Origin of the sequence: Arthrobacter sp. 2MCAF15 (assembly GCF_052115605.1) — a bacterium.
Classification (GTDB): domain Bacteria; phylum Actinomycetota; class Actinomycetes; order Actinomycetales; family Micrococcaceae; genus Arthrobacter.
The window spans coordinates 300,743-326,491 of record NZ_JBFRGZ010000004.1 but is presented as its reverse complement, the minus strand read 5'-3'; the positions used below and the strand labels follow the sequence as shown (position 1 = coordinate 326,491).

At 67.8% G+C, this 25,749-nt stretch carries 21 protein-coding genes; 11 read left to right on the top strand and 10 right to left on the bottom strand.

Features of this window, described 5'->3' with window-relative positions:
* Positions 1 to 146 precede the first annotated feature (146 nt).
* The 4 genes from AB4089_RS07405 to malQ all read right to left on the bottom strand — a co-directional run bounded on the left by AB4089_RS07405 (position 147) and on the right by malQ (position 6,509).
* Positions 147 to 1,277 carry an AI-2E family transporter gene (locus AB4089_RS07405; protein WP_441408646.1) on the bottom strand — a complete coding sequence of 377 codons (1,131 nt, stop codon included), beginning with the start codon at positions 1,275 to 1,277 and terminating at the stop codon, positions 147 to 149.
* 34 nt (positions 1,278 to 1,311) lie between these two features.
* Complete coding sequence (locus tag AB4089_RS07400; RefSeq protein WP_441408645.1) at positions 1,312 to 2,832, bottom strand: CYTH and CHAD domain-containing protein; 1,521 nt, start codon at positions 2,830 to 2,832, stop codon at positions 1,312 to 1,314.
* A gap of 247 nt (positions 2,833 to 3,079) precedes the next feature.
* Positions 3,080 to 4,168 carry an alkaline phosphatase family protein gene (locus AB4089_RS07395; RefSeq protein WP_441408644.1) on the bottom strand — a complete coding sequence of 363 codons (1,089 nt, stop codon included), beginning with the start codon at positions 4,166 to 4,168 and terminating at the stop codon, positions 3,080 to 3,082.
* A 112-nt stretch (positions 4,169 to 4,280) separates the two neighbouring features.
* Positions 4,281 to 6,509, bottom strand: a complete 2,229-nt coding sequence (gene malQ, locus AB4089_RS07390; protein WP_441408643.1) for a 4-alpha-glucanotransferase — start codon at positions 6,507 to 6,509, stop codon at positions 4,281 to 4,283.
* Between the two features lie 167 nt (positions 6,510 to 6,676).
* Between malQ and AB4089_RS07385 the strand changes: the two genes are divergently transcribed.
* The 4 genes from AB4089_RS07385 (at position 6,677) to AB4089_RS07370 (ending at position 9,953) form a co-directional block, all read left to right on the top strand.
* Positions 6,677 to 6,835, top strand: coding sequence for a hypothetical protein (locus AB4089_RS07385; RefSeq protein WP_441408642.1), 159 nt, complete (start codon positions 6,677 to 6,679; stop codon positions 6,833 to 6,835).
* On the top strand, positions 6,832 to 7,596 hold the full coding sequence (locus AB4089_RS07380) for a M50 family metallopeptidase (RefSeq protein ID WP_441408641.1): 765 nt from the start codon (positions 6,832 to 6,834) through the stop codon (positions 7,594 to 7,596). Before AB4089_RS07385 ends, AB4089_RS07380 begins: the two co-directional genes overlap by 4 nt.
* Positions 7,597 to 7,640: 44 nt before the next feature.
* Complete coding sequence (locus tag AB4089_RS07375) at positions 7,641 to 8,708, top strand: glutathione S-transferase family protein (RefSeq protein ID WP_441408640.1); 1,068 nt, start codon at positions 7,641 to 7,643, stop codon at positions 8,706 to 8,708.
* Between the two features lie 93 nt (positions 8,709 to 8,801).
* A complete protein-coding gene (locus AB4089_RS07370; RefSeq protein ID WP_441408639.1) occupies positions 8,802 to 9,953 on the top strand; it encodes an FUSC family protein in 1,152 nt (383 codons plus the stop codon).
* A 93-nt stretch (positions 9,954 to 10,046) separates the two neighbouring features.
* Here the strand turns inward: AB4089_RS07370 and AB4089_RS07365 are convergent, their stop codons facing one another.
* From AB4089_RS07365 to AB4089_RS07355, 3 genes are read right to left on the bottom strand one after another with little or no spacing between them, the layout of a single operon-like run.
* The gene (locus AB4089_RS07365; protein WP_441408638.1) at positions 10,047 to 10,961 is read right to left on the bottom strand and encodes a MaoC family dehydratase; all 915 of its coding nucleotides are present in this window, start codon (positions 10,959 to 10,961) and stop codon (positions 10,047 to 10,049) included.
* Positions 10,958 to 12,298 (bottom strand): 3-oxoacyl-ACP reductase, encoded by a 1,341-nt coding sequence (locus tag AB4089_RS07360; protein WP_441408637.1) that lies wholly within the window; start codon positions 12,296 to 12,298, stop codon positions 10,958 to 10,960. The genes AB4089_RS07365 and AB4089_RS07360 overlap by 4 nt, the downstream gene beginning before the upstream one ends.
* 10 nt (positions 12,299 to 12,308) lie before the next feature.
* Positions 12,309 to 13,700 carry an acetyl-CoA C-acetyltransferase gene (locus AB4089_RS07355; protein ID WP_441408636.1) on the bottom strand — a complete coding sequence of 464 codons (1,392 nt, stop codon included), beginning with the start codon at positions 13,698 to 13,700 and terminating at the stop codon, positions 12,309 to 12,311.
* Between the two features lie 61 nt (positions 13,701 to 13,761).
* On the opposite strand from AB4089_RS07355, the gene AB4089_RS07350 reads away from it, so the two are divergent.
* Both AB4089_RS07350 and AB4089_RS07345 read left to right on the top strand, forming a co-directional pair.
* The gene (locus AB4089_RS07350) at positions 13,762 to 14,535 is read left to right on the top strand and encodes a TetR family transcriptional regulator (protein WP_441408635.1); all 774 of its coding nucleotides are present in this window, start codon (positions 13,762 to 13,764) and stop codon (positions 14,533 to 14,535) included.
* A gap of 43 nt (positions 14,536 to 14,578) precedes the next feature.
* The gene (locus tag AB4089_RS07345; protein WP_441408634.1) at positions 14,579 to 16,759 is read left to right on the top strand and encodes an acyl-CoA dehydrogenase family protein; all 2,181 of its coding nucleotides are present in this window, start codon (positions 14,579 to 14,581) and stop codon (positions 16,757 to 16,759) included.
* Positions 16,760 to 16,854: 95 nt separating this feature from the next.
* On the opposite strand, the gene glgA is transcribed toward AB4089_RS07345, so the two are convergent.
* Positions 16,855 to 18,090: a glycogen synthase gene (gene glgA, locus AB4089_RS07340; protein WP_441408633.1), complete on the bottom strand. Its 1,236-nt coding sequence runs from the start codon at positions 18,088 to 18,090 to the stop codon at positions 16,855 to 16,857.
* Positions 18,091 to 18,192: 102 nt separating this feature from the next.
* Between glgA and glgC the strand changes: the two genes are divergently transcribed.
* The 3 genes from glgC (at position 18,193) to AB4089_RS07325 (ending at position 21,739) form a co-directional block, all read left to right on the top strand.
* Positions 18,193 to 19,608: a glucose-1-phosphate adenylyltransferase gene (glgC, locus tag AB4089_RS07335; RefSeq protein WP_441408632.1), complete on the top strand. Its 1,416-nt coding sequence runs from the start codon at positions 18,193 to 18,195 to the stop codon at positions 19,606 to 19,608.
* A 62-nt stretch (positions 19,609 to 19,670) separates the two neighbouring features.
* A complete protein-coding gene (locus AB4089_RS07330) occupies positions 19,671 to 21,179 on the top strand; it encodes an SDR family NAD(P)-dependent oxidoreductase (protein WP_441408631.1) in 1,509 nt (502 codons plus the stop codon).
* 92 nt (positions 21,180 to 21,271) lie between these two features.
* Complete coding sequence (locus AB4089_RS07325) at positions 21,272 to 21,739, top strand: pyridoxamine 5'-phosphate oxidase family protein (protein ID WP_441408630.1); 468 nt, start codon at positions 21,272 to 21,274, stop codon at positions 21,737 to 21,739.
* Between the two features lie 85 nt (positions 21,740 to 21,824).
* On the opposite strand, the gene AB4089_RS07320 is transcribed toward AB4089_RS07325, so the two are convergent.
* Positions 21,825 to 22,268: a universal stress protein gene (locus AB4089_RS07320; RefSeq protein ID WP_441408629.1), complete on the bottom strand. Its 444-nt coding sequence runs from the start codon at positions 22,266 to 22,268 to the stop codon at positions 21,825 to 21,827.
* Between the two features lie 292 nt (positions 22,269 to 22,560).
* On the opposite strand from AB4089_RS07320, the gene AB4089_RS07315 reads away from it, so the two are divergent.
* Complete coding sequence (locus tag AB4089_RS07315; protein WP_441408688.1) at positions 22,561 to 23,292, top strand: response regulator; 732 nt, start codon at positions 22,561 to 22,563, stop codon at positions 23,290 to 23,292.
* Between the two features lie 64 nt (positions 23,293 to 23,356).
* On the opposite strand, the gene AB4089_RS07310 is transcribed toward AB4089_RS07315, so the two are convergent.
* On the bottom strand, positions 23,357 to 25,057 hold the full coding sequence (locus AB4089_RS07310) for a GAF domain-containing sensor histidine kinase (protein WP_441408628.1): 1,701 nt from the start codon (positions 25,055 to 25,057) through the stop codon (positions 23,357 to 23,359).
* 157 nt (positions 25,058 to 25,214) lie between these two features.
* Between AB4089_RS07310 and AB4089_RS07305 the strand changes: the two genes are divergently transcribed.
* Positions 25,215 to 25,712, top strand: coding sequence for a pyridoxamine 5'-phosphate oxidase family protein (locus AB4089_RS07305; protein ID WP_441408627.1), 498 nt, complete (start codon positions 25,215 to 25,217; stop codon positions 25,710 to 25,712).
* The last annotated feature ends 37 nt before the right edge of the window (positions 25,713 to 25,749 follow it).

Below are 25,749 nucleotides of genomic sequence, written 5' to 3'. Positions count from 1 at the left end.
ACCCCTGGAATCCAAGGATTCCAGGGGTTTTTTTCTATCTTCACCCAGGCGGGGGCCGGCCCGCTGCCGGGGACTTCCTCGATGTCCGGGATGTGATTTCAAGCACATGAGCCCGCGATGACTGTGAGCTGAGACTACTGGGCAGGTTAACCAGCCGGCAGCTCTGGTTCGGGCAGCTCAGGTTCCGTCAGCTTGGGTTCCGTCAGCTTGGGTTCGGGCAGCGGATCGCGGCCGGTCCACGTCTTGAGGACAGTCCAGGCAACAGCCGTGATCGGCACCGCCAGCAACGCTCCAACGATGCCGGCGAGCAAAGTGCCGGCGGCCAGGACCAGCAGGATGGCCAGTCCGTGGATGCTGAGCACTTTGCCCATCAGGACCGGCTGCAGGAAGTGGTGTTCGAGTTGGTTGACCCCGATGACGACGGCGAGGACGATGAGCGCCTGGATCAGGCCGTTGGAGACCAAAGCGACGGCGACGGCGAGGGTTCCCGCCACGGTGGCTCCGACGATAGGGATGAAGCCGCCCATGAAGACGAACACACCCAGCGGAAGCGCCAGGGGTACGCCCATGATGGCGAGTGTAATCCCGACGACGAGACCGTCGATCGCGGCGACAATGGCGGTGCCGCGCACGTACCCGCCCAGGACGACAGTGCTGCGGTCTGCGGCCAGGCGTGCCTTGGCGCGCTGGTCGGCGGGAAGGAAACCAATGAGGAACGTCCGGATCTCGGGCCCGTCCTTGAGGAAGAAGAACAGCGTCACGACCATCAATACCGAGCCGGCGAATATTTCTCCCGCAGTACGGGCTCCCGTGATTGCCTCCGCACCGAAGGAGCTGGACGTGAAGAACTCCCGCACGGAGTTGATCGCGGCGGTGATCTGTTGGTCGCTGACGGGGACAGGTCCGGTATTGAGGAAGGAGTGCAGCTGGTCAACCCCGGCAGCGGCACGGGCCGAGAGCTCCGCCCACTGGCGGGAGACCAGGATCACGATGCCGGCGATGACGCCGCCAACAACGGCGAGGATGGCCACGAACGCGGCGACGACGGCGAGGGCGCGCGGCCATGCGCGCCCGGTAAGCCAGCGGACCAGGGGGGAAATGGCCGCGGCCAGGATGACGGCAATCAGGACCGGAATCACTACGAGCGAAACGCGCGTCGCGGACCAGATGATCGCCCATGAGAGGGCGGCCACAGAAAGGGCCTGGATGGAACGGATGCTGGCGCGGCCGAGTCCGTCCGACCATATGGCCGCTAAACCGGTGCGGAGTTCGGTCATTGGTGCCCTCTTTCGCAGCGCTGCGTCGTCGCGGTTACTCCCAGTGCAGGGGTTCCGGCCTGGAATTTTGCCAGGAGTCCAGGAAGCGCACGCGCGCTTCATTGCCGCGCTGTTGCTCCAGGGCATGCAGTCTCCCGTAAGTGAATCCAATGCCCGCGTCGGCAGCTGCCTGCGCGGCCAGCATCAGCAGGGTTTCCCTGGTGACCACGCTGTCCTGGAAATCTCCGAGCACTTCCTGGATTTCCTCCGCGGCCCGGGCCAGGGTGGTTGCTTGCTTGTCGAAAATCGGCGAGGCCGCTTCGGCCGCGTACCGCAGCCGCTTGGCGCTCTTGCGAACATCGTGGAGTGCGGCATCCTGCGACGTCCCGTCGGTGCCGCCGTTCAGGGACCGGACCGCTGCCTTCAGGCGTTTGCGGTCGGCCGAGACCAGCCGGCCAATCGTTCCCAGCGCTTCATTCCGGGCAGTACCGGAAAGCGGAGGTGCGGCCAGGAAGGCATCGAGGGAATCGAGGAGACGGAAGTAGCGGTCACTGTCCAGTGCCTCCAAACCTGCGGCGCGGCCCTGAAGCTGGATGGTGCCGAGCTGCTCCTCGATTTGCCGGGCCACCGGACCGATCAGCAACTCCGGCGGCTCGGCATCGAGCATGTCCTTCAGCCTGGCGCGGATGACCTCGGTGTCCCGTGCCTGGCCTACGGTGCCGGCGAGCCATTGGAGTTCGGCCCGCAGGAACTGGGACAACGTCGTATCCGTGAGCTTCCGGAAGGTCGCCAGCGCCGAGCGCAACCTGCGCGCGGCCACCCTGAGCTGGTGCACGGCATCGGGCGCATCGACGCGGACTCCGGGGTCATGGACTTTCAAGGCCCGAACTTGTTGGAAGATGTAAGCCAGCATGACATCCGACGCCGGCCCGCGCCGTCGTGGTTTTGGCGCCGGTGCCGGTTCCCCGGGATACCTGGCGCCGAGCGCCCTGGCGAGCTTGGAGGGCAGGGCGGAGACCGGGACGCCCTCTGCGGCCAGCACTTCGTCAGCGTCCTGGAGCAGCGCCCTGGGGCCGTCGGCGAGTTCAATTTCCCATTCCCGCCACCGCGACGGTTCCGCCGGCGGCAACAGGAATTGTGCCTCAACGCGGTCATCGCTGAACCGGGCCAGGAGTGCGGCATCGGCGGCGTACAAAGGGGTCGAGCTCCGGCTGGTCCTGATACGCGCCACAGGCACCAGCACGTGGTTGCGGGTGTGAACCAGCACCAACTGGCGCAGACGCTCCGGCACGGCGTCCTGATCGGCTCCGAGCGGCTCCGTGATCTCCCGCCGCTCCCCCGCGGCGACCGGGAGTTTGAGGTGCCAGCCCGCATCCGGACCACCGGACCGGCGGCGCAGGGTGATCCGCCGTGCGGCCAGCGCCAGTGCTTGGGTGTCAAAGTAGACCGCGTCCAACTGTTCGCTTACGGGTTCCCCCACGCGATCTACGCCCTGTATTGATGCCAGCCTCGGCAGGGCGCCGGATTCGGAAGGGCTGTATTTGTGTTCCACCTCAATCACTTCGGAACCAGCCATGATCCATTCTAGGAACTGGCATGCACTTCCGGCACGTGTCCAAAGCCCTTTTATCGCAGCACCCGGGTGCACAGATTTCGCGGGCAACGGTGGACGTGGCGAAGCTCCGACCAAATAGCGGTTGACCGGAGCTTCGGGACCATTATGGGCAGTGTTTGCTGTGTGTTCGCCGGGAAGCGGCGGCCGCCGTCGCCGGTGGCTGTGAATTGCCGCGAACAACCCGGGCACGCTGCCCCGGGCAGCAGCGCTATTGGTTGAGCATGTCGCTCATGAGGGGCGCGTTGCGGACGTTGTCGGTCAGGGGCTGAAGCCCCCACAGGTCCTCGACAGTGTGCAGCAGGGAGTAATGCGAGTAGGCCGCATTGGACGTGAAGCCTCTGCGTGCGGCCGGCCCGGCAAAGACTGTGGCCACCCGGTTGTCGTCCTTGCTGCCTTCATCCCAGGTGACCACCAGCAGGGAATTCTGCGTCGTGAAGGCCGGCGACCCCAGGATTTTCGGCACCTCGCGGGAGAGCCAGCCGTCCCCGGTGCCGATGGGACAGTCGTGGGTGTCGTTGCACAGGTCAGGGGTGATGAAGGAGTAGTCCGGCAGGGTCGCCGCCGATTGCAGGTCCTGGTCCAGCCGGGCAAACGGCACAACATGGTCCGAGCACGAGGCCAAGTCGCCCGTCACGGCGGGGTAATACATGAACGGATTGTGCCTCACCGCATACCGCCGGGAGTCCTGCGCGGTGCAGGGCGCGGGCATGCCTTCGGCGTACATTTTCCAGGTGCGCCCGGATTGCTGGATCTCATCGGCGATGGAGCGCACATTGGCCGTGCAGGACTTCGGTTTGCAGTTGCTGGTGATTCCCGCGTTGGTCCCGCTGGTCAGGACGAGGTAATTGGGAAGACTCGGGTGCATGATCGCCCGGTAGTTGTCAGCCACCGAGAACTCTGCCGCGAGCATGTTGAAGTAGCCTGCCTCGCTGGCGCCCATGATCTCCGAGGCCGCCTTGTTTTCCTGCACGATCACCACAATGTGCCGGATGCCGCCGCCCTGCGGTCCCGGGGCCGGGTGCGGCGCCGGCTGTGCGAAATACGGGGAAGGTGGCGGGCTCGCGGCGGGAGGGGTGCCTTGGCCCGGCGGCGCCTGCTCGGCAGGCGGGGCTGTAGCCGGCGGCGTGTCCGTGGCTGTGGCCTCAGGAGGCGGGGCTTCGGACGACGGCGCTTCGGCGGAGGGGGCTCCGGGGGGCGCAGGCGGGCCGGCCTGGAAGGGGTGCACCGCGGTGCACCCCGCCAGCACCATCGCCAGCGCCCACCCGCCGGCCAAAAAACCTCGGCCGATCCGCGTCATCGGACCATGCTAGCGGCCGGCATCGGTGCAGCCAATGCTGCCCGCAGTTCAGGTCTCAGGAATCGCTCAGGTCGGTGAGGTGATCATTCAGGGCCCAGCTGAAGTACCCGCGTCAGTCCGCTTGATGCAGCGCTTCCCGGACGGTGCCCAGCAGGGACAGGAACCGCTCGTTCCCGGGCAGGTCATCGATCAGCACCACGCCCTCGGGAGCGGCCAGCGGGATCCGCCAGTTCGGGTACTCGGTGCTGGTGCCCGGCTGGTTCTGGGTCCGGGTCTCCCCCACGGCGTCCACGAGCGCCACGCCCAGCAGCGAGGACGGGGCCAGCGCCGTGTACGCGTAGAGCGCCTCCACCGTGGTCCGGACATCCGGGCCCTGCATGTCCGAGGGGTCCTGAGTGTCCGTCAACAGTCCGCGGGCCCGGACCTGGGCCAGCACGGCTTCCTGCTCGGCTGCCGCCTCCGCGCGTTCGTCCTCCACAGGGCGCCGCAACAGCCCCAGAGACTCCCGCAAAGTGACATGTTCGCCGGCAAGGTAACCGGCTGTCGGGGGCAGATCGTGGGTGTTGACGCTGGTCAGGCACTGCCGGCGGTAGCGCTCCGGCGGAATCGGGCCGTCGGCGTCGTGCTCGAACCAGAGAATCGATGTGCCGAATATCCCCCGCTCGGCCAGGTAATCGCGGACCCACGGCTCGAACACGCCTAGGTCCTCGCCGATCACGATCGCCCCCGCCCGTTGCGCCTCAAGTGCCAGTATGCCGATCAGGGCTTCGTAGTCGTAATGGACATACGTGCCGCTCTCCGGGCCGGCCCCGGCAGGGATCCACCACAACCGGAACAAGCCAAGGATGTGGTCCACGCGAATGCCGCCGGCGTGCCGCAGCACAGTCCGGAGCATGTCCCGGTAGGCGGCATAGCCGGATTCGGCGAGCCGGCCCGGATGCCACGGTGGCTGCGACCAGTTCTGGCCCAGCTGGTTGAACATGTCCGGGGGTGCGCCCACGGTCACGCCGCGGGCCAGGACGCCGGCCAGCGTCCAGGCATCGGCACCGCCAGGATTTACCCCGACAGCAAGGTCATGCACGACGCCGATCCCCATGCCCGCGTGGTGCGCCGAGCGCTGGGCCGCCTCGAGTTGCTGGTCGCAGAGCCACTGCAGCCAGCAGTGGAATTCGATCCGGCCCGCGAGCCGCGGCCGCTGCTCGACGCAGTACGGCGATTCCGGGGTTGCCGCCGCACCGGCCCACTCCTCCGCCGTCGGCGGCAGCTCTTCGGCGAGTGCACACCACAGCGCAAAGTCTTCGAGCCCCTTGCCCTGATCGGCGCGGAAGTCCGCGAAGTCCCGGGAGCGGGCCGGACCGCGGCGCACCGCAAACACGCGTTCCAGGGCCGCGAGCTTCGCGGCGTAACTGGCGTCGCGGTCCAGCAGGTCCCGGGACCGGTTGGCTGCCTGCAGGCTTTCGGCCAGGCCCGCGACCTCGGCCCGGCCGGCGGTGTCGAGGTAACCGTATTCGGGGATTTCCTCCACCCGAAGGTAGAGCGGGTTGAAAAAGCGCCGTGTGGTGGGCAGGTACGGCGAGTCCTCGACGGGCGGCACAGGTTCGGCGGCGTGCAGCGGGTTGACCAGCACAAAGCCGGCCCCTTGCCCACCTGCAACGGTCGCGAGGTCGTTGAGATCGGCAAAGTCGCCAATCCCCCACGACCGGGAGGACCGCACGGAGTACAGCTGGGCCGTCAGCCCCCAGGTGCGGCGTGCCGCAATCGGGGCAGGGATTCGGAGTTGGCCGGGTGTGACCACCAGCGGACACTGCGCCAGGGTGCCGTCGGCGTCCGCGTGCAGGGTGTGCCAGCCGAGGCCGAGGTCGCCGGGAATGGTGAACGTGGCACGGCCGGTGAGGACGCCGTCGACGTCGACCGGCTGGTCCCAGTTCTCCTGCTGGGTGGCCTCATGCCTGCTGCCGTCTTCGGCGGCGATCCAGACCCGGACTCCGGCCCCGTGCGGTACGTGGACGTCCACGAGGGTCTCACGTCCCTCCCTTAACACCAGAACCGGTGGGAGGATGCGCCGCCAGGGAGCCAGCCGGGACGCCGACAGGGAACGCTGCTGCTGGTCGGGCCCGTCGGCGGGGACGCCCAGGGCCGCCAGCACGGCACGGAGAGTGCCGGCCGCCACGGACCGCTCCGCACCGTCCCAGCCCCAGTAGCTCGTGTCCACACCGTGGGCCGCGGCGAGTTCGCGCAGGAGCGCATCCGCCGCACCAATGTTCCCGGGGCTCCCGGGGTCCACTGGGACTTCTACGTCGTCGGAGTCTTCGGGGTTCTCGAGGAAGGTGCGGTCCGCCATGCGCCCACTCTAGACGCTGCCCCCACGCCCCGCGCCCCCTCCTAGGAGATGGGATCCATCTACCAGTTGCGGGGTGTTCCTTGGAGTCATTCCCCTGCACAGGCACGCGGCCTGGCCCGTCGGTCCGTTTAGGCGCCGCCACGGCGTCCGCGCTAGCCTTGCAGTCTATGGTTGACGTCGAACGGTTCCGGGTCCTGCTGCACGAGGAACGTGACCGGAAGCTTGCCCTCCTGCCCACCCTTCATGGCGACCGGATTCCGGAGGGCCGGCTGGGGGCCGTGCCCTGGGCCCCGCATTTCATCGGCCACGCCTGGGGCCGGGCATGACCGGGCTCGGCCTGCCCGCGGAACCGAACCTCGCCGTGACGTGGTGGGACCGGATCGTTGCAGGTTTCTCGCACGCTCCCAGTCCGCACGTGACCGGCACCGAGCTCGTCGTCGTGATGGTACTGGCCGTCGCACTGTCCTTGCCCCGCCTGACGTGGCGCTACTTCGGCCTGCTTGGCACCGTGACCCACGAACTCGGCCACGCGTTTGCCGCCCTGACCACCGGCCAGCGGCTCGGCGGCATCCGGCTGGGCCTGGACCACTCCGGCACCACCACGACATACAGCAGGAGCCGGCTCTCGGCCGCCTGGTCGACTTTTTGGGGCTACCCGGTCCCCGCCGTCGTCGGCGCCCTGATGGTGTGGTGCGGTTTCAACGGCTGGGGCCCGGCCGCGATGTCAGTGGGCACACTGATCCTGCTGGCCTCATTCCTGTTCCTCCGCAACGGCGTCGGGCTCCTCATCACCGCCGCAGCGGTGCTGGCCGCCGCGCTCCTGGTGCTGTTCGTGCCGCCGGCGTTCAACGGACACGTGATGATCGTGCTCGGACTCGCGCTCCTGGTCGCAGCCGTCCGGGACCTCGGCAAACTCGCCAACGTCCATCTGCGGCACCGTGAGAGGCTGCCGACGTCGGACGCCTATCTCCTGGCTCGGGCTACCTCTGTTCCCGCCGTGATGTGGATTGCACTCTTCGCCGCGGTAGTGGCCGGTGCCTGGTGGTTTGCCTGGCAGCCGATGGCGCCGGTGTTCACGGCACTGTAGCAGCGGAGTTCGGGCCGTCTAATTCCCGGCCTTAGGCTGGGACCATGAGCCAGACTACCCACACCGACGATCCCGGATTCAGCACCAAAGGCGCCTACGTGACCGGCGGCGCGGAATTCACCCGGGACACCAACTACATTGAGGACCGGATCACCCGGGACGGCGCACCGGGGAGCAACGGAGAGCCGGGCTGGCCGGTGGAGCCGGGACGCTACCGCCTCATCGCGGCGCGCGCGTGCCCGTGGGCCAACCGCACGGTGATCGTGCGGCGGTTGCTCGGCCTGGAGGACGTCATCTCGCTCGGCCAGCCCGGCCCCACCCACGATGTCCGGTCCTGGACGTTTGACCTGGACCCGGACGGCAGGGATCCCGTCCTGCGGATCGAGCGCATCCAGGACGCCTACTTCCGCCGCTTCCCCGACTACCCCCGCGGGATTACCGTCCCGGCGATCGTAGACGTTCCGAGTGGACAGGTAGTGACGAACGACTTTGCCCAGATCACGCTCGACTTTTCCACCGAATGGGAACAGTTCCACCGGGCCGGGGCGCCGCAGCTGTACCCGGAGCACCTGAGGGATGAGATCGATGCCGTCAACAGGCGCGTCTTCACCGAGGTGAACAACGGCGTCTACCGGTGTGGCTTTGCCGGTTCGCAGGAGACCTACGACGCCGCCTACGACCGGCTCTGGACGGCCCTGGACTGGCTCGAAGAACGGCTGGCAGGGCAGCGCTACCTCGTGGGCGACACCATCACCGAGGCAGATGTCCGCCTGTTCACCACACTGGCCCGCTTCGACGCCGTCTACCACGGCCACTTCAAGTGCAACCGGCAAAAGCTCAGCGAGATGCCGGTCCTGTGGGCTTACGCCCGCGATCTGTTCCAGACGCCCGGATTCGGCGACACCACCGACTTCGTCCAGATCAAGCAGCACTACTACATCGTTCATGAGGACATCAATCCCACCGGAGTGGTCCCCCGCGGCCCCGCACTCGGCAACTGGCTCTCGGAACACGGCCGCGAAGCGCTGGGCGGCCGGCCGTTTGGCACCGGCACACCGCCGGGACCGGTCCGCGCCGGTGAAGAGGTCACCCCCGGACACGGCGCAGCCTGAGCGGTTCCCCCGCCGGTCAGTCGGGAAGTGACCACAGCCGCGGCAGGTTAGTCCACTTGTCGCAGCAAGCTTCCGGCCCTAGGGTGAGCCGGGATGGTCACCCCAGAAAAGACAGCCGGCAGCCCACCCTCCGCGCCGCGCCGATGGACCCGCAACGTGTCCCATGCCGTCTCCGCGGCAATCCTGTGGCCCCGCCTCCAGCTGGCCCTGAAGGCGGGACTGGCCGCGGGCATCGCCTTCGCGATCGCTCCGTTCATGCCCGGCTCCGCTGCCGAGTACCCGTACTACGCACCGCTCGGCGCCCTGGTGGCCATGTACGAGAACGTTGCCGGTTCCATGCGCCAGGGCCTCCAGACGCTCGTCGGCCTGGCGATCGGCGTCGGCCTCGCGTTCATGCTCTTCAGCCTCGGTTCGCCCACTCCGCTCACGGTCGCGCTAGTCATGGGCCTGGGCGTAATCCTGGCCGGGCTGCCGAAGATCGGCTCGGGCCGGGACTGGATCCCGACGGCGGCGCTCCTGGTGCTGCTGGTCGGCGGACATAATCCGGACACGTTCTCCTTCGGGTACCTCTTCCAGATGGGCGTCGGCGTCACGGTGGGCATCATCGTGAACCTGCTGGTCTTCCCGCCGCTGCATTTCCGGGCCGCCGCCCTGAGCATCGCGGAATTGCGCCAGGCCCTCGCCCAGCAACTCTGGGACATGGGCAAGGCCCTGAAGGAAAGCTGGCCGCCGGAACATCAAAACTGGTCGCGCCGGTCGGAAGCGCTCGCGGCACACGCCCGGTCCGTGCGCCTCGCCGTGGAGAAGGCCGACGCGAGCCGCCAGGCCAATCCCCGCCGCCACCTGCATCCGCACGACCTGGACCTCGATTACCGGAACCTGCGGGACCTCGAGCGGCTGACGTTCCACGTCCAGGACGTGACCCAAGTGCTCTCCGAGGTCATCTGGGACGAGGACACCCCGTTCGTGATTCCGGACGCCTACGCGGCCCCCCTCGCGGACGCCCTGTCCTCCGTCGGCGACGTCCTCCGTGCCATGGAGGAAGAACAGCCCGAACGCCAGGCCGAGCTGGCCGTCACCGCCGATGCGGGGATCAACGAACTCACCGCCCGGCTGGGCTCCGAAGAGCACAGCAAGGATGCCCCGAGCGCGGTGGAATCCATCCTCCTGAGCCTGCACCGCATGCTGAAGGTGGCCACGCCCGGCCGGCCAGAGGCACAACCCGGGGCCCAACCGGCGGCATAGGTCGGGCATAGGTCACAACAGGCCAACCCGCCCGCAAGCCAGGCAACGGAGCGCACCGCCAGCCGGGAAGGCGTGCGGCGGGAACGACGGCGGCTACGGCAGCGCCGCGACAGAACCGCTGATGTGCCGGCGCCCGGAGAGTGCGTTCCACGCCACGTAGTCGGAGCGCTGCCAGGCGCCGCCGTCGGCCTGCATGCTGCTGATGTCCAGCGCCACCCGGGCCGGCAGGAACACCGGCGCCTCGAAGGCCACGTCCCAGCTGAACGAATCCCCCCTGACGGCGCCGACGTCGGCCAGCGCCCGCGACGCCAGGTACATGCCGTGGGCAAGGGAACGGCGGAGACCCAAGGCCTTGGCCGTCAGGACGCTGAGATGGATGGGGTTGAAATCGCCGGACACGGCCGCGTAGGCGCGCCCGGTGTCGACGCCCAGCTGCCACAGGGCCGTCGGATCCGGCACCGAGAACGGCGGCGGCGTCACGGGCACCGAGGGCTTGTCGATCCCCGGAAGGAACACGCCCTTGGCCAGATAGGTCGAGACCCCGCGCCAGCTGAGGTTCTCCTGCCCTCCGGCACGGACCTCCGCCACGAGGTCGAGCTGGGTGCCGGCCCGGTGCCCGCGCAGGTTCTCCACCCGGGCCCGGATGTCCAGGGCCTGGCTGAACAGAACCGGCGAGGACTGCACCACCTTATTGCTCAGGTGGATCATGCCGAGCAGCGGCAGCGGGAAATCGTCCCGGTTCATGACGCTCATGGCCAGCGGAAACGCCAGGGCATGGATAAAACCGGCGGGGAGGACGTCGCTCGCGCTCTCGCCGATCAGGTGCTGATAGGCGGTCAGGTTGCCTACGTCCGCCTTCACGCCACGGACCTCGTGAGTGTAGGCCGGCAGTTGCGTGCCGCCGTGGGTACCCAGCACCCGGCGACGTGCCGCGGCGGCCGCCGCGTTGACGTAGAGCTTGGACAGGGCAGGCATCTCGCCCAGGATGACGGTCTGGGAACCGCTCATGCGCCGACCAGGTTTTGCCCGCAGACCCGCAGCACCTCCCCGGAGATGCCGCCCGCTGCGTCGCTGGCCAGGAACGCGATGGCCTCGGCGACGTCGCCCGGCCGGCCGCCCTGCTGGAGGGAATTGAGCCGCCGGGCCACTTCGCGGGTGGCGAAGGGGATCCTGGCGGTCATCTCAGTTTCGATGAAACCCGGGGCCACTGCGTTGATGGACCCGCCGCGCTCACCGATCAGCGGAGCCGTGGCGCGCACCATGCCAACCACGCCGGCCTTGGACGCGGCATAGTTGGTCTGGCCGCGGTTTCCGGCGATGCCGCTCGTAGAGGCCACGGACACTATGCGGGGCGATTCGCCGAAGTGGTCCGAGGCAAGGAGTGCCTCGTTGATCCGCAGCTGCGCGGCGATGTTGACGCCGATCACGGAGTTCCAGCGGCCCGCGTCCATGTTGGCCAGCAGCTTGTCACGGGTAATTCCGGCGTTGTGGATCATGATGTCCAGCCGGCCGTGACGTGCCGCCGCGTGCTCGATGATCCGCTGTCCGGCGTCCTCGCGGCTGATGTCCAGCTGCAGCGCCGTCCCGCGGACCTCGTTGGCCACCTCCGCAAGGTGGTCCCCGGCCGCCGGGATGTCGACGAGGATCAGCGTGGCGCCGTCGCGGTGCAGGGTGCGGGCGATCGCGGCGCCGATTCCCCGGGCGGCGCCGGTCACGACGGCCACCTTGCCGGCCAGCGGCTTGTCGACGTCGTCGGGCAGCTGACCCGCGCCGGAGCTGACGGTCAGGAACTGCCCGTCCACGAAGGCCGAGCGGCCCGACAGGAAGAACCGCACTGCACCGAGCGTTCCGGGGCTGGTGGTCCCGGCGCCGTCGGCGAGCAGGATGCCGTTCCCGGTGGCGCCGGCGCGGAGTTCCTTCGCCAGCGACCGCAGGAGACCGTCCACGCCCTGCCGGGCCGCTGCCGCCGCCGGATCCGCGGCGGTATGCGCCGTGCGGGACACGGTGATGACGCGGCTGTTCCGGGCGAGATCACGCAGGGAGCCGGCGGCGGTGAGAACCGGCATCTCCAGGTCGCCGGGGTGGGCAAGTTCGTCCAGGACCAGGATGATGGCGCCGAGCTTTTCCTTGGGTATCGCGTGGCGGCGGACGTCCAGGTTCCAGGCCAGGAGGGTGGCGGCGAGGTCGTCGGCGCCCCTGGTTGACCCCTGGACGAGGACGGGACCTTCGATGAGGGGGCCGCCGGGCTGGTACCGCCGGAGGGCCACCGGCTGTGGGAGCCCGAGCCGCTTGGCGATGTCCTTGCCGAGTCCGTGGCTGACGAACTGCGTGTATTTGTCGCTCATCCGATGCTCCTTAGAGTGCTTCGAGGATCGCGACGACGCCCTGGCCGCCGGCGGCGCAGATGGAGACAAGGCCGCGGGCCGGGCGCCCGTTGACCTGGCCGGTGGTGTGCAGGGTCTTGGCCAGCGACGCCACGATCCGGCCGCCGGTGGCAGCGAAGGGGTGTCCGGCGGCGAGCGATGAGCCGTTGACGTTCAGTTTGGAACGGTCGATGCTGCCGAAGGCACCGTCCAGGCCGAGGCGGGTGCGGCCGAATTCCTCGTCCTCCCAGGCGGCCAGGGTGCTCAGCACCGTGCCGGCGAAGGCCTCGTGGATCTCGAAGAAGTCGACGTCCTCGAGGGTGAGGTTGTGCCGTGCGAGCAGCCGGGGCACCGCGAACGCCGGCGCCATGAGAAGCCCGTCCTTGCCGTGGACGAAGTCGACGGCGGCAGCCTCGCCGTCGACTACCGTGGCGAGCTTGGGGAGGTCGTGGGCGTCGGCCCATTCCTCGGAGGCGAGCAGCACGGTGGAGGCGCCGTCGGTCAGCGGGGTGGAGTTGCCGGCCGTCATGGTCGCCTCGGCGCCGAGGTTTTTGCCGAATACGGGCTTGAGCGTGGCCAGCTTCTCCAGGCTGGTATCGGCCCGCAGGTTCGAGTCGCGGCTCAGGCCACGGTAGGGGGTCAGGAGGTCGTCGAAGAAGCCGGCGTCGTAGGCTGCGGCAAGGTTCCGGTGGCTGTTGAAGGCGAGCTCATCCTGGGCCTCGCGTGTGATCTTCCACTGTGCAGTGGTCAGCGCCTGGTGCTCGCCCATGGACAGTCCCGTCCGCGGCTCCCCCGTGTTGGGGGCATCCGGGGCGAGGTCCTTGGGCCGGAGCCGGCTGAGCACCTGCAGCTTCCGGGATACCGTTTTGGCGCGGTTGAGGTCCAGGAGCACCTCGCGGAGTCCTTCGCTGACGGCGATGGGGGCGTCGGAGGCCGAGTCGACGCCGCCGGCGATTGCGGACTCGATCTGGCCCAGCTTGATCTTGTTGGCCAGGCCGAGCACCGTTTCAAGGCCGGTGGCGCAGGCCTGCTGGAGGTCGTATGCCGGGGTCTCGGCGGAAAGGGCCGAGCCGAGCACTGCCTCCCGGGTGAGGTTGAAATCGCGGGAGTGCTTCAGGACAGCTCCGGCAGCGACTTCGCCGATCCGCTCATCCTGGAGGCCGAAGCGGGCGATCAGTCCGTCCAGGGCGGCGGTCAGCATGTCCTGGTTGGAGGACTTGGTGTACGCGCCGCCGGTCCGGGCGAACGGGATGCGGTTGCCGCCCACCACCACAGCCTTGCGGAGCCGCGCCGAGGCGGCGGGCGCCTCCCCTGCTGCGGCTGGTGCGGCAGCTGATTCGGCGGCTGGTTGGGGGCGGGGCACTGACTGTCCGTTGACGGACATGGGCTGTCTCCTTCAATCAAAGCGGTTACCGATACCCAGCGTACCTGATACGCTGGGTATCGTGAACATCTCCGACGCAACCGCGCCCGACGGGCACACCGCCGTCGACGGCCGCGCTTCCCGCTGGCAGTCGCACCGCGAGGAACGGCGGCGGGAGCTCATCAAATCGGCCCGGCGGGCAGTGCACGCCCTTGGCAGCGACGCGTCCATGGAGGACATCGCCGCGGCCGCGGGAACGTCAAAGTCTGTCTTCTACCGCTATTTCGGCGACAAAGCCGGGCTCCAGCAGGCCGTCGGCGAGGTGGTCCTGAGCCAGATGCAGCGGCGCATCCAGGAGGCGGCCCAGAGCGCCCAGACCCCCCGCGAAGGCCTGTTCGCCATGGTGTCCGCCTACCTGCAGATGGCCGAGACCAGCCCGAATGTCTATACCTTCGTCACCCGCCATGCCCCGGGCGAAGCGGATGCCGCCAGCGCGCCGGTATCCACCGCTGGGGCGTTGAGCCACTTCTTCGCCGCCATCAGCGACATGATTGCCCGGCCCATGCGCAGCCACCTGGGCAGCGGCCAGGACAAGGAAGCCGTGATCGGCTACTGGCCGAACGCCGCGATCGGCCTGGTTCGGAACGCCGGGGAGCAGTGGCTGGCCAGCCCGCCCGGACCCGCCAAGCCGGACCAGGAAGCCATGGCCCGGCAGATCACGGACTGGCTCTGCTTCGGAATCGCGCCCGAACTGCAGTCAGCGGCCCTGGCACAGGCTGGTCCATCGAACCCGGGCGACCCGGCGGGCGAGGACACGGCCCGGCCCGGACACACCGGTCCCACGCCTGCGAACTGAATTGCCAGAACTAGAGATTGTCAGAACCAAAGAAGGAATCGACATGACTGAACTAGCCGACCGCACCACCGGCAACGCGCCACGCCGCACGCCGCGACCACAACTGCCGGCCGAACCCACAGCAGCCGGCCGCACCGACGCGCAACCCGGCTCCCGACCCGGTTCCGCTGAGGCGCCCGCCGTCGACGTCGCAGCCCTGGGCAAACAGCTGCTCGGCCAATGGGCCGACATCCGCCTGACGTCCAGGGCCCTCGCCGGCCGCCCGGAACTGCACAAGATCGAGGGGCTGACCCACACCGAGCACCGCCAACGCGCGTTCGGACAGCTCAAGATCCTCGTCCACAATGGTGCCGTCCACCGCGCCTTCCCGGCCTCCGTGGGCGGCTCGGACGATCACGGAGGGAACGTGGCCGGCTTCCAGGAACTGGTCATCGCCGACCCGTCACTGCAGATCAAGGCCGGCGTCCAGTGGGGACTCTTCGGCTCCGCCGTGAACCACCTCGGCACCGCCGACCACCACGCCAAGTGGCTGCCGGGCATCATGAGCCTGGAGATCCCGGGCTGCTTCGCCATGACCGAGACCGGCCACGGATCCGACGTCGCCAGCATCGCCACCACGGCCACCTACGACCCCGCAGCCGGGGAGTTCGTGGTCCACACGCCGTTCCGGGCCGCGTGGAAGGACTACATCGGCAACGCCGCCTCCGATGGCCTGGCCGCCGTCGTGTTCGCCCAGCTGGTGACCAAGGGCGTCAACCACGGCGTGCACGCGTTCTACATGGACCTCCGGGACCCCGAGACCAAGGAGTTCCTGCCGGGCATCGGCGGAGAGGACGACGGCGTCAAGGGCGGCCTGAACGGCATCGACAACGGCCGGCTGCACTTCACCCAGGTCCGGATCCCGCGCACCAACCTGCTGAACCGCTACGGCGACGTCGACGCCGAGGGCAACTACACCTCCCCCATCGCCAGCCCGGGCCGCCGCTTCTTCACCATGCTCGGCACGCTGGTCCAGGGCCGCGTCTCGCTCGACGGCGCCGCCGTGACGGCATCGAAGCTGGCCCTGAAAACCGCCATCCAGTACGCCACGGAACGCCGGCAGTTCAATGCCTCCTCCCAGACCGATGAGGAGGTCCTGCTCGACTACCAGCGGCACCAGCGCCGGCTCTTCACCCGGCTGGCCACCACGTACGCCGCGAGCTTCGCCAGCGAGCAGCTGCTGCAGAAATTCGACGACGTCTTCTCGGGCCGTCACGACACCGAGGAGGACCGGCAGGACCTCGAAACCCTCGCGGCCGCCCTCAAGCCGCTCAGCACCTGGCACGCCCTGGACACCCTGCAGGAATGCCGCGAGGCCTGCGGCGGCGCCGGCTTCCTGATCGAGAACCGCTTCGCCTCGCTGCGTGCAGACCTGGACGTGTACGCCACGTTCGAGGGCGACAACACTGTCCTGCTGCAGCTGGTCGCCAAGCGCCTGCTGGCCGACTACGCCAAGGAATTCCGCAGCGTGAACTTCGGCGTGCTGGCCCGCTACGTCGTGGGCCAGGCCACCGGCGTCGCCATCCACCGCACCGGGCTGCGCGGCGTCGCCCAGTTCGTGGCGGACACCGGATCAGTGCAGAAGGCGGCCCTGGCAATCAAGGACGAAGCCAGCCAGCGAACCCTGCTGACCGACCGGGTCCAGACCATGGTCGCGGAGGTCGCCTCAGCCCTGAAGGGCGCGAACAGGCTCCCGCAGCAGCAGGGCGCCGCGTTGTTCAACGCCCACCAGCACGAACTCATCGAAGCTGCCCAGGCCCACGCGGAGTTGCTGCAGTGGGAGGCCTTCACCGAGGCCCTCGGAAAAGTGACCGACCCCGGCACGCACAAGGTCCTGACCTGGCTGCGTGATCTCTTCGGCCTGTCCCTCATCGAGAAAAACCTGGCCTGGTACCTCATGAACGGCAGGCTCTCGATGCAGCGCGGCCGCACCGTGGGCGAATACATCAACCGCCTGCTCGTGAAGATCCGCCCCCACGCCGTCGACCTCGTGGACGCCTTCGGCTACGGTCCCGAGCACCTCCGCGCGGAGATCTCCACCGGCGCGGAAAAAGCGCGCCAGGACGAGGCCCGGGACTACTTCCGGAAGCAGCGCGCCAGCGGCCAGGCACCCCTGGATGAAAAGATCCTGCTTGCGCGCGCGGCCAACGGGACAAAAGCTTCCGGCGCACGAGCCACCCGCTAACAGCTTCGCGTCCTCTGTAACGGCCGGATTACGACGACGGCGCCGCCCCCTCAGCCGGGGCGGCGCCGTCGTCGTTCTGCTGTTTGAATGCTTTGTCAGGAGTCCTTGTTGAGCGCTGATTTGTTGAGCGCCGATTTGTCGAGCACTGAGCGGTAGACCTCGAGTGTGGTCTCGGTGATGGACTCCCAGGAGAAGTGCTCCTCGGCCCTGCGCCGGCCGGCCACGCCCATGGCGCGCGCCCGGGCGGGATCGGACACCACATCGATGAGTGCCTCGGCAAAGTCGGTGACGAACTTCTCCGGGTCCAGCGGGATGCCCGTACCGTCGGTGACCTGCTCGATCGGGACGAGCAGTCCGGTCTCGCCGTGCTGGACAACTTCGGGGATGCCGCCGGTGGCGCTTGCGACGACGGCGGCGCCGCACGCCATCGCCTCGAGGTTCACGATGCCCAGCGGCTCGTAGATGGACGGGCACGCGAACGCCGTCGCGTGGCTCAGCACCTGGATGACCTCCTTGCGGGGAAGCATCCGCTCGATCAGGATCACGCCGCTGCGCTGGCTCTGCAGCTCCTCGATCAGGCGTGCCGTTTCGGCCGCCAGCTCCGGCGTGTCGGCGGCACCCAGGCACAGGACGAGCTGGACGTCGGCCGGGAGCTTGGCGGCGGCCCGCAACAGGTACGGAACGCCCTTCTGCCGGGTGTTCCGGCCGACGAAGACAACGCTCGGCCGCTCCGGATCGATGCCGAGCTCGCGGATGATGTCATCGTCCTCATCCCGGGTCCAGTGGCTGACATCGATGCCGTTGTGGACCACCCTGACTTTGGCCGGGTCAACGTCCGGGTAGCTGCGCAGGATGTCCTGGCGCATCCCTTCCGAGACGGCGATGATGGCGGCAGCGGCCTCATAGGCGGTCTTTTCCACCCAGGAGGAGACGGCGTATCCGCCACCGAGCTGCTCGGCCTTCCACGGTCGCAACGGCTCCAGGCTGTGGGCGCTGAGGACATGCGGGATGCCGTGGAGCAGCGACGCGATATGTCCGGCCATGTTGGCGTACCAGGTGTGGGAGTGGACCAGATCCGCCCCGGCGATGTCCGGGACGATCCTCAGGTCCACCCCGAGGGTCTGGATGGCGGCGTTTGCTGAACCCAGGTCTTCGGGCACGGAGTACGACGTGACAGTCGCCCCGTGATACCCGGGCTCACGGGGCGCGCCGAAGGCACGCACCTGTAGGTCCACATGTTGGGCCAGCACCCTGCTGAGCTCGGCCACATGGACTCCGGCGCCGCCATAGATTTCCGGCGGGAATTCTTTAGTCACAATATCTATTCGCACATGCACCAAGGTAGTCGTTACGGTGGAACTGATCTAGTGTGAAGACGTTCGGGCATGCCGGACTGTTTTGGGGAGTAACGAAGGCGTTCAGGAGCGATCACCATGCCGCATCAAAAGAAAGTCTTGGCAATTGTCCTCGCAGGTGGCGAGGGAAACCGGCTCATGCCGTTGACGGCGGACCGGGCCAAGCCGGGCGTGCCCTTTGCCGGGAGCTACCGGCTTATTGACTTTGCCCTTTCCAATCTTGTGAATTCCCGGTATCTGCAAATTGTGGTGCTGACGCAATACAAGTCGCACAGCCTTGACCGGCACATTTCCGAAACGTGGCGTTTGTCCACCCAATTGGGCAACTACGTGGCCTCCGTTCCGGCCCAACAGCGCGTCGGTAAGAGCTGGTTCCTGGGCAGCGCCAACGCCATCTACCAGTCCCTGAACCTGATCCATGACGCCAATCCCGACATCGTCGTCGTGGTCGGCGCAGACCACGTCTACCGGATGGACTTCTCCCAGATGGTGGCCCAACACGTGGCCAGCGGGGCCAAGGCGACTGTGGCCGCCGTCCGCCAGCCGCTGCACATGGCGGACCAGTTCGGCGTGATCGAAACCGACGCGGAGAACCCGGACAAGATCGCCGCGTTCGTCGAAAAGCCGTCCTCGACGCCCGGCCTCGCGGCCGATCCGAGCCAGTTCCTGGCCTCCATGGGCAACTACGTGTTCGACGCCGACGCCCTGGTCGAAGCCCTCCACGTCGACGCCGAGCGCCTGGACACCAAGCACGACATGGGCGGGGACATCATCCCCTACTTCGTCACCAAGGGTGAGGCCGGCGTTTACGACTTCACTCTCAACGACATTCCCGGATCGACGGAACGGGACCGCACCTACTGGCGCGACGTCGGCACCATCGACTCGTTCTACGACGCCCACATGGACCTGATCTCCCCCGTCCCGGTGTTCAACCTCTACAACTCCGAGTGGCCGATCTACACCCGGCAGAGCGTCTCGCCGCCGGCCAAGTTCGTGCGCGGCAAATCCAACACGGTAGGCACCGCCCTCGACTCCATCGTGGCCAACGGCGTCGTCGTCTCCGGCGGCATCGTGGAGGGCTCGGTACTCTCCAACGACGTCTACGTCGGCACGTCCAGCCGGGTCCTGGATTCTGTCCTGATGGACAAGGTCAATGTGGGCGAGGGCGCGGTGATCAAGCGTGCCATCCTCGACAAGAACGTCAAGGTTCCGGCCGGGGCCGCGATCGGCCTCGACCCCGAGCTGGACCGCGCCCGCGGATTCAAGGTCACCGACTCCGGAATCACGGTCCTGTCCAAGGGGCAGCTGGTCCCGGATCCCAGCGACGCGGAACGTGCGCTCTCGGCCGCCAACCTGCGCTTGGTGCCGTCGGCCGTTCTTTCCGCCACGGAAAACTGGCCCGAAATGCGGGAGTCAGTGGACAAAGTCGCAGATGTGCAGGCCGCCGCCGTAGGTGCGGACGCCTCCGGCAAGCAAACTCCCACGGCATAGCCCGGCGGGGGGCCCGGCGCCGGCGTCAGGCCGGGCTCCCCGCACCCTGTAAAATTAGGGCAATGAGCTCCCCCGATCTGTCCTCTGATCTCCCCCCTGCCGAGCCTGGTCCCGCCGAGTCCGGTGCTGCCGGGTTGACCCCGGAGGAGATCCGCGCCTGCTTGAAGGTCCTGAACACGATCCACGCCTACGACGAGGAGCACCCGGACTACGTTTCCGTGCGCCGCGCCACCGGGAAGATGTTCAAGGCCGTCAAGCGCCACCGGCGGGTCAGCAAGCGCGACGAGATCGCCGAAGCGGACCGCGCCGTGATCGCCCAGACGGCGACGGCAGCCCCCGACAGGATCGACGACGAGACGCGCGGCAACAAGCTTGCCCCGTCCGCAACCGGCGAGATCGCAGGGCACCTGATCAGGTCCCGGCCGTGCTACATCTGCAAGCAGCACTACACGCAGGTGGACGCCTTCTATCACCAGCTGTGCCCCGAATGCGCATCCTTCAGCCACACCAAGCGCGACGCCCGGACCGATCTGACCGGGCGCAGGGCCCTCCTCACCGGTGGCCGGGCCAAGATCGGCATGTACATCGCGCTCCGGCTCCTGCGCGACGGCGCCCACACCACCATCACCACCCGGTTCCCCAAGGACGCTGCCCGCCGCTTCGCCGCGATGGAGGACAGCGCCGGCTGGCTGCACCGGCTCCGGATCGTGGGCATCGACCTCCGCGACCCGTCCCAGGTGATGGCCCTGACAGATTCGCTCGACGCCGCGGGTCCGCTGGACATCATCATCAACAACGCGGCCCAGACGGTACGCCGCTCCGGAAACGCCTACAAGCCCCTCGTCGACGCCGAGGACGAGCCGCTGCCCGCCGCCCTCCAGGCCGCCAACGGCGGACCCGAGCTTGTCACATTCGGCCACGCCCATGACAAGCACCCGCTTGCCCTGGCCAGCACCGTGCTCGAACACCCCGTGCTCGCCGGGGACGCGATCACCTCACTGGCGCTGTCCACCGGTTCAGCATCGCTGGAGCGCATTGCCTCCGGTACCGCCATCGACGCCGGTGGACTGGTGCCGGACCTCGCCACCATCAACAGCTGGACCCAGGTGGTGGACGAGGTGGACCCACTCGAGATGCTCGAAGTCCAGCTGTGCAACGTGACAGCTCCGTTCCTGCTGGTCAGCCGGTTGCGCGGGGCCATGAAGCGCTCCACCGCCCGGCGGAAGTACATCGTCAACGTCAGCGCCATGGAAGGCCAGTTCTCCCGCGCCTACAAGGGCCCCGGGCACCCGCACACCAACATGGCCAAGGCGGCGCTGAACATGATGACGCGCACCAGCGCCCAGGAAATGCTCGACGCCGACGGCATCCTCATGACAGCCGTGGACACGGGCTGGATCACGGACGAACGGCCGCACTACACCAAGGTCCGCCTCATGGAAGAGGGCTTCCACGCACCCCTTGACCTGGTTGACGGCGCGGCCCGCGTGTACGACCCCATCGTGATGGGCGAGACCGGCGAGGACCAGTACGGCGTCTTCCTGAAGGACTACAAGCCCAGTCCCTGGTGACCGGCGGCCCGCAGTGCGCACGGCACGCACGTGCCCGCCGCGGGTCTTATGGCCCTAATGGGGGTCCGGGACGGTCCGTAACGTGGCTCCACATGGACACTACCTCGCCCACGCCGCACTACTCGCTGACCATGGACCAGTGCTGGGCCCTGTTCGATACCGAAGTCGTGGGGCGCGTGGCAATGATTGTGGACAGCCATCCAGAGATCTTTCCGGTGAATTTCGTGCTGGAGCGGCGGAGGATTGTCTTCCGCACCTCCGGCGGGACGAAGTTGTGGGGCGCCATCACGGGCAAGCCGGTGGCATTCGAGATCGACGGCTATGACGCCGCCGACGAGTCGGCCTGGAGCGTGATGGCTCGCGGCGAAGCCGAGCTCATCGAAAGCCAGGACGAGAAGGACGCGGCGGATGCCCTGCTCCTGGAGCCCTGGCAGCCGGGCGAGAAGGCCTACTACGTACGTGTGGCGCCTCAGGCGCTCACCGGTCGGCGCTTCAAGGTCAACAGGCCCGATCTGTGGACCACGCGCCTGTCCGATCCGCGGCGCTCTTCATTCGAGTAAGGCGCGGCATTGGAGTCAGGCACGGCGCGGGCGTCAGGCCCGGCTTCGAGTCAGGCCCGGCTTCGAGTCAGGCACGGCGCGGGCGTCAGGCCTTCTCCGGTGCGTGCACCACCAGCACGGGGCAATGCGCGTGCGCCACACAAGCGGAGCTGACCGAACCCAGCAGCAGGCCCCCGAACCCGCCGCGGCCGCGGCGGCCGAGCACGAGCATGTCAGCCGACTTGCTCTCCTCGATGAGGGTGTTGCGGGGGTGCCCCTGGACGAGGCGGCTCTCGACGTACCCAGGAGTCTCGGGGCCGAAGGCCTTCGCTACCGCCTCGTTGAGGATCTCCCCGGCCCGGACGTCAAAGTCGCCGATGCCGACGGCGACGTAGCCGTCGTACACCGGCGGATAGTCCCAGCACGCCAAGGCGACCACTTTGGCGGACAGGGGCACGGCGAGGCCCTGGGCCTGCCGTAGCGCCTCCACCGAAGCCTCCGAGCCGTCTACGCCTACAACGATCGTGCGCACGTCCCTGGCTTCGTTCATCGGTAATCCTTGCCCTCGTGCCGGCCGGACATCCTGCCCGGTTTGGCGCCGCTCCCATAATTTCGCCCCGCCCTCCGGGCGGCTAGGGCCAAAAGACATCCAGCCATCGGTCCGGCGCCGACCCGGGGCGCAGGCGGACGCCAGCGAAGGCGGTACGGACGGCGGCCGGATCCGGCCGGCTGGGCACTATGACCCTTGTCCGTGGCCCCGCCGTGCAGAAGAATGGCAGGGCTGGGATACGTCGATGAACTACAGGATCAAGCGGTCCACCAAGCGGCCGGACGGGAGAATCATGATTGCCTGGGCAGACGCAGGTCTCACTGCATCCGAGGGTATGCAGTCGGTGATGCGCGTCTTTATCCTTGATGACCACGAGCTCGTCAGGCGCGGGCTCCAGGAACTCCTCGAAGGCGAAGGGTTCGTGGTGGTTGGCAGTTCCGGCTCCGCGGTGGAGGCGACGCGCCGGATTCCCGCCCTGCACCCCGATGTCTGTGTGCTGGACGCCCGCCTTCCGGACGGGACCGGCATTGAAGTCTGCCGCGACGTGCGGTCAGTGGACCCGTCCCTGAACTGCATCATCCTGACGAGTTTCGACGACGAACAGGCCCTCCGCGGCGCTGTCCTGGCCGGCGCGCGCGGATATGTGCTTAAGGAGATCGGCGGAACGGACCTGATCGGCGCCCTGCGGCGGGCAGCAGCGGGCGAGTCCCTCTTCGATGAGGGCGTCGCCGCCGGCGTCGTGGACAGCCTGGTAGAGGCCGAGGAAGTTGACCCCCGTACGGCCTCCCTCACACCCCAGGAACGCAAGGTACTGGAACTGGTGGGCGGCGGACTGACGAACCGGCAGATTGCCGCGGAGATGTTCCTGGCGGAAAAGACCGTCAAGAACTATGTATCCTCCCTGCTGGCTAAGCTCGGATTCGAACGCCGCACCCAGGCAGCGGTCTTCATCGCCAGCCCGGCATATCCGGTGGCCTCCGCCGGGAGTGCCACCGACGGGACGCGGCCGCACAGCGTTAGGTAGGCGGTGTCCTGTAGACGCGATTCGGTGCGCGCCCGCCGGCCCCGTCGGCCAACGGGGGCAGTAACTAAAGCGGCACCGACCATTCCAGGCTGGTCCCGGCGTCGGGCGCGCTGGTGATGGTGCATTCGCCGTCGAGCATCCGCGCACGGTCCTCGAGATTGCTCAGCCCGTTGCGCTTTCCTGGCTGGGCAAATCCGGCGCCGTTGTCGCTGATCACCACCGTCACGCGGCCCTTGACAACGGCGACCGAGACCGAGATGGTGTCCGCCCCGGAGTGCCGGATGGCGTTGCTGAGCCCTTCGGAGACAACCGCCACGACATTGTCCGCCTTGTCCGGCGTCACGGCATCGACGGGTCCTGTGATGGTCAGGCGCGGGGCGAAGGGCATGGATTTCGAGGAGCTTCGGGTGACCCGGCGGATCCGGCCGCTCAGCAGTTCAGTAACGCCGGTGTTGCTCTTCAGCGAGTAGATGGTGTCTCGCAGACTGCGGATCGCCTCGTCGAGTTCACCGGTGATGTTGCGGATGCGCTCCATCGCCAGCTCCTCCCTGGTGAACCGGGTGAGGCTCTGCACGCTCAGTCCGGCCGCGAACAGCCGCTGGATGACGAGATCGTGCAGGTCGCGGGCGATCCTGTCCCGGTCCGTGAAGACCAGGAGCTCTTCGCGCAGCCGGTGCACGCGGGACAGTTCCAGGGCCAGGGCCACGTGGGAGCCGAAGACGGCGCCCATTTCGATGTCTGTCCGGGTGTAGCGGACCGAATCCTTGTTCCGTGCCAGCAGCAGCAGGCCGTGGTGGGCGCCCTGGGTGCTAAGGGCCACGGCCAGAAGCGGCCCGGTCACGCCGGCGTCGACCTCCCCGACCACCTCCGAGGCGTCGTCGAACAGCAGCGGCTCGCCGCCGTCCAGAACCTCTTCCAGGAGTTCTGATTCCAGGTGCAGTGACCGTCCCGAAAACGCCGTGCCACGCTCGCCGGCAACACCGACCACCACGTGGGCAACGCCGTTGGCGGCGGGCGCCACCAGCAGGGCGAGGTCGGAGGCGGACTCCTGGAGCGCGCGGCCGGCGATGGGGTCCAGGCCGCCGGAGGTGTAGTCGCGGTCCGTGCTCAGCATCAGCCCGGAGACGTCCATGCAGGCCTCCAGCCAGCGGGCCCTGCGGCGGGCGTCGTCGTAGAGCCTGGCATTCTCGATGGCCACGCCGGCGGCTGCCGCCAAGGCGACGGCCAGGGCCTCGTCTTCGGGGCTGAAGTCCTCGCCGCCGATTTTTTCCGTCAGGTACAGGTTCCCGAACACCACGTCGCGGACGCGGACCGGAACCCCCAGGAACGACTGCATGGGCGGGTGGTGCGCCGGGAAGCCGTAGGCCTCAGGGTGCTGGCGAAGATCATGCAGCCGCAGCGACCGCGGGTCCGTGATCAGGAGGCCGAGCACGCCATGGCCGGTCGGCAGCGGACCGATCCGCCGGGCCAGTTCGCCATCGATACCGACGGTGATGAAATGGCTCAGGGCGTGGTCATCACCGATCACTCCCAATGCACCAAACCGGGCATGCAGCAACCGGCAAGCCGATTCGACCACGCGTTCCAGGACGGCATCCAGGCTCAGGTCCTCGGCCAGGGCGACGACCGCTTCCAGCAGGCCGGCCATGCGTTCTTTGGATTGGAGCAGCTCTTCCGCGCGGGCGCCGAATCCCGTCAGCAGTTCCTCAACGGCAGAATTTGGCGCGGATACGGTATGGCCTGAACTCTCACCCGTTGACTGCATATTATTGCCCCCAATCGCTCCGGCCAATGTCGACGCTGACGGCCCTATGCCAGAATACAGTGAACCACTCAGGAAGGCCCCAGATTTCGCAGTTTTTCCCGGAGCCTGGGTCCATTTGCCCTAGCCGACGTCAGCCCGTCCGCGTACGCTCTCGGGCATGACTACTGATTCGAACGCGGGCGGTCACGACTCAAAGGACCAGGCCCATACGGTGGAAAACCTCGAGCGTCACGAATGCTGGGAGCTATTGCGCAGCGTCTCGGTCGGCAGGCTGGCGGTGTGGGTGGACGATCATCCGGACATCTTCCCCCTCAACTACAAGGTGGACCACGGTTCGCTGGTCTTCCGGACCGCGGAGGGCACCAAGCTGCAAGCGGCCACCGGGGACGCGCCGGTGGCGTTGGAAGCGGACGGCGTGGACGCGGACACCGGGGTCGCCTGGAGCGTTGTGGTTAAAGGCCAGGCCGCGCCGGTGCAGAACCCCCAGGAAGTCATGGACACCGTGGGCCTGCTGCTGTTCCCGTGGCAGGCCGGCCAAAAGGAACACTTCGTCCGGATCACACCGGACACCATCACCGGCCGGCGCTTCAAGGTGGTGCCGCCGATGACATGGTGGACGCCGCTGGACGACTCCACCCGCACCGGCCTCGAATAACCCCGAAAAGCACCACATGCGCTGTCAGTTAGAGCTG

What these genes read in the sequence shown, in the direction of transcription:
- AB4089_RS07405 (WP_441408646.1), bottom strand. Translation starts at nt 1,277, where the DNA reads ATGACCGAACTCCGCACCGGTTTAGCGGCCATATGGTCGGACGGACTC.
- AB4089_RS07400 (WP_441408645.1), bottom strand. Translation starts at nt 2,832, where the DNA reads ATGGCTGGTTCCGAAGTGATTGAGGTGGAACACAAATACAGCCCTTCC.
- AB4089_RS07395 (WP_441408644.1), bottom strand. Translation starts at nt 4,168, where the DNA reads ATGACGCGGATCGGCCGAGGTTTTTTGGCCGGCGGGTGGGCGCTGGCG.
- malQ (WP_441408643.1), bottom strand. Translation starts at nt 6,509, where the DNA reads ATGGCGGACCGCACCTTCCTCGAGAACCCCGAAGACTCCGACGACGTA.
- AB4089_RS07385 (WP_441408642.1), top strand. Translation starts at nt 6,677, where the DNA reads ATGGTTGACGTCGAACGGTTCCGGGTCCTGCTGCACGAGGAACGTGAC.
- AB4089_RS07380 (WP_441408641.1), top strand. Translation starts at nt 6,832, where the DNA reads ATGACCGGGCTCGGCCTGCCCGCGGAACCGAACCTCGCCGTGACGTGG.
- AB4089_RS07375 (WP_441408640.1), top strand. Translation starts at nt 7,641, where the DNA reads ATGAGCCAGACTACCCACACCGACGATCCCGGATTCAGCACCAAAGGC.
- AB4089_RS07370 (WP_441408639.1), top strand. Translation starts at nt 8,802, where the DNA reads ATGGTCACCCCAGAAAAGACAGCCGGCAGCCCACCCTCCGCGCCGCGC.
- AB4089_RS07365 (WP_441408638.1), bottom strand. Translation starts at nt 10,961, where the DNA reads ATGAGCGGTTCCCAGACCGTCATCCTGGGCGAGATGCCTGCCCTGTCC.
- AB4089_RS07360 (WP_441408637.1), bottom strand. Translation starts at nt 12,298, where the DNA reads ATGAGCGACAAATACACGCAGTTCGTCAGCCACGGACTCGGCAAGGAC.
- AB4089_RS07355 (WP_441408636.1), bottom strand. Translation starts at nt 13,700, where the DNA reads ATGTCCGTCAACGGACAGTCAGTGCCCCGCCCCCAACCAGCCGCCGAA.
- AB4089_RS07345 (WP_441408634.1), top strand. Translation starts at nt 14,579, where the DNA reads ATGACTGAACTAGCCGACCGCACCACCGGCAACGCGCCACGCCGCACG.
- glgC (WP_441408632.1), top strand. Translation starts at nt 18,193, where the DNA reads ATGCCGCATCAAAAGAAAGTCTTGGCAATTGTCCTCGCAGGTGGCGAG.
- AB4089_RS07330 (WP_441408631.1), top strand. Translation starts at nt 19,671, where the DNA reads ATGAGCTCCCCCGATCTGTCCTCTGATCTCCCCCCTGCCGAGCCTGGT.
- AB4089_RS07325 (WP_441408630.1), top strand. Translation starts at nt 21,272, where the DNA reads ATGGACACTACCTCGCCCACGCCGCACTACTCGCTGACCATGGACCAG.
- AB4089_RS07320 (WP_441408629.1), bottom strand. Translation starts at nt 22,268, where the DNA reads ATGAACGAAGCCAGGGACGTGCGCACGATCGTTGTAGGCGTAGACGGC.
- AB4089_RS07315 (WP_441408688.1), top strand. Translation starts at nt 22,561, where the DNA reads ATGATTGCCTGGGCAGACGCAGGTCTCACTGCATCCGAGGGTATGCAG.
- AB4089_RS07310 (WP_441408628.1), bottom strand. Translation starts at nt 25,057, where the DNA reads ATGCAGTCAACGGGTGAGAGTTCAGGCCATACCGTATCCGCGCCAAAT.
- AB4089_RS07305 (WP_441408627.1), top strand. Translation starts at nt 25,215, where the DNA reads ATGACTACTGATTCGAACGCGGGCGGTCACGACTCAAAGGACCAGGCC.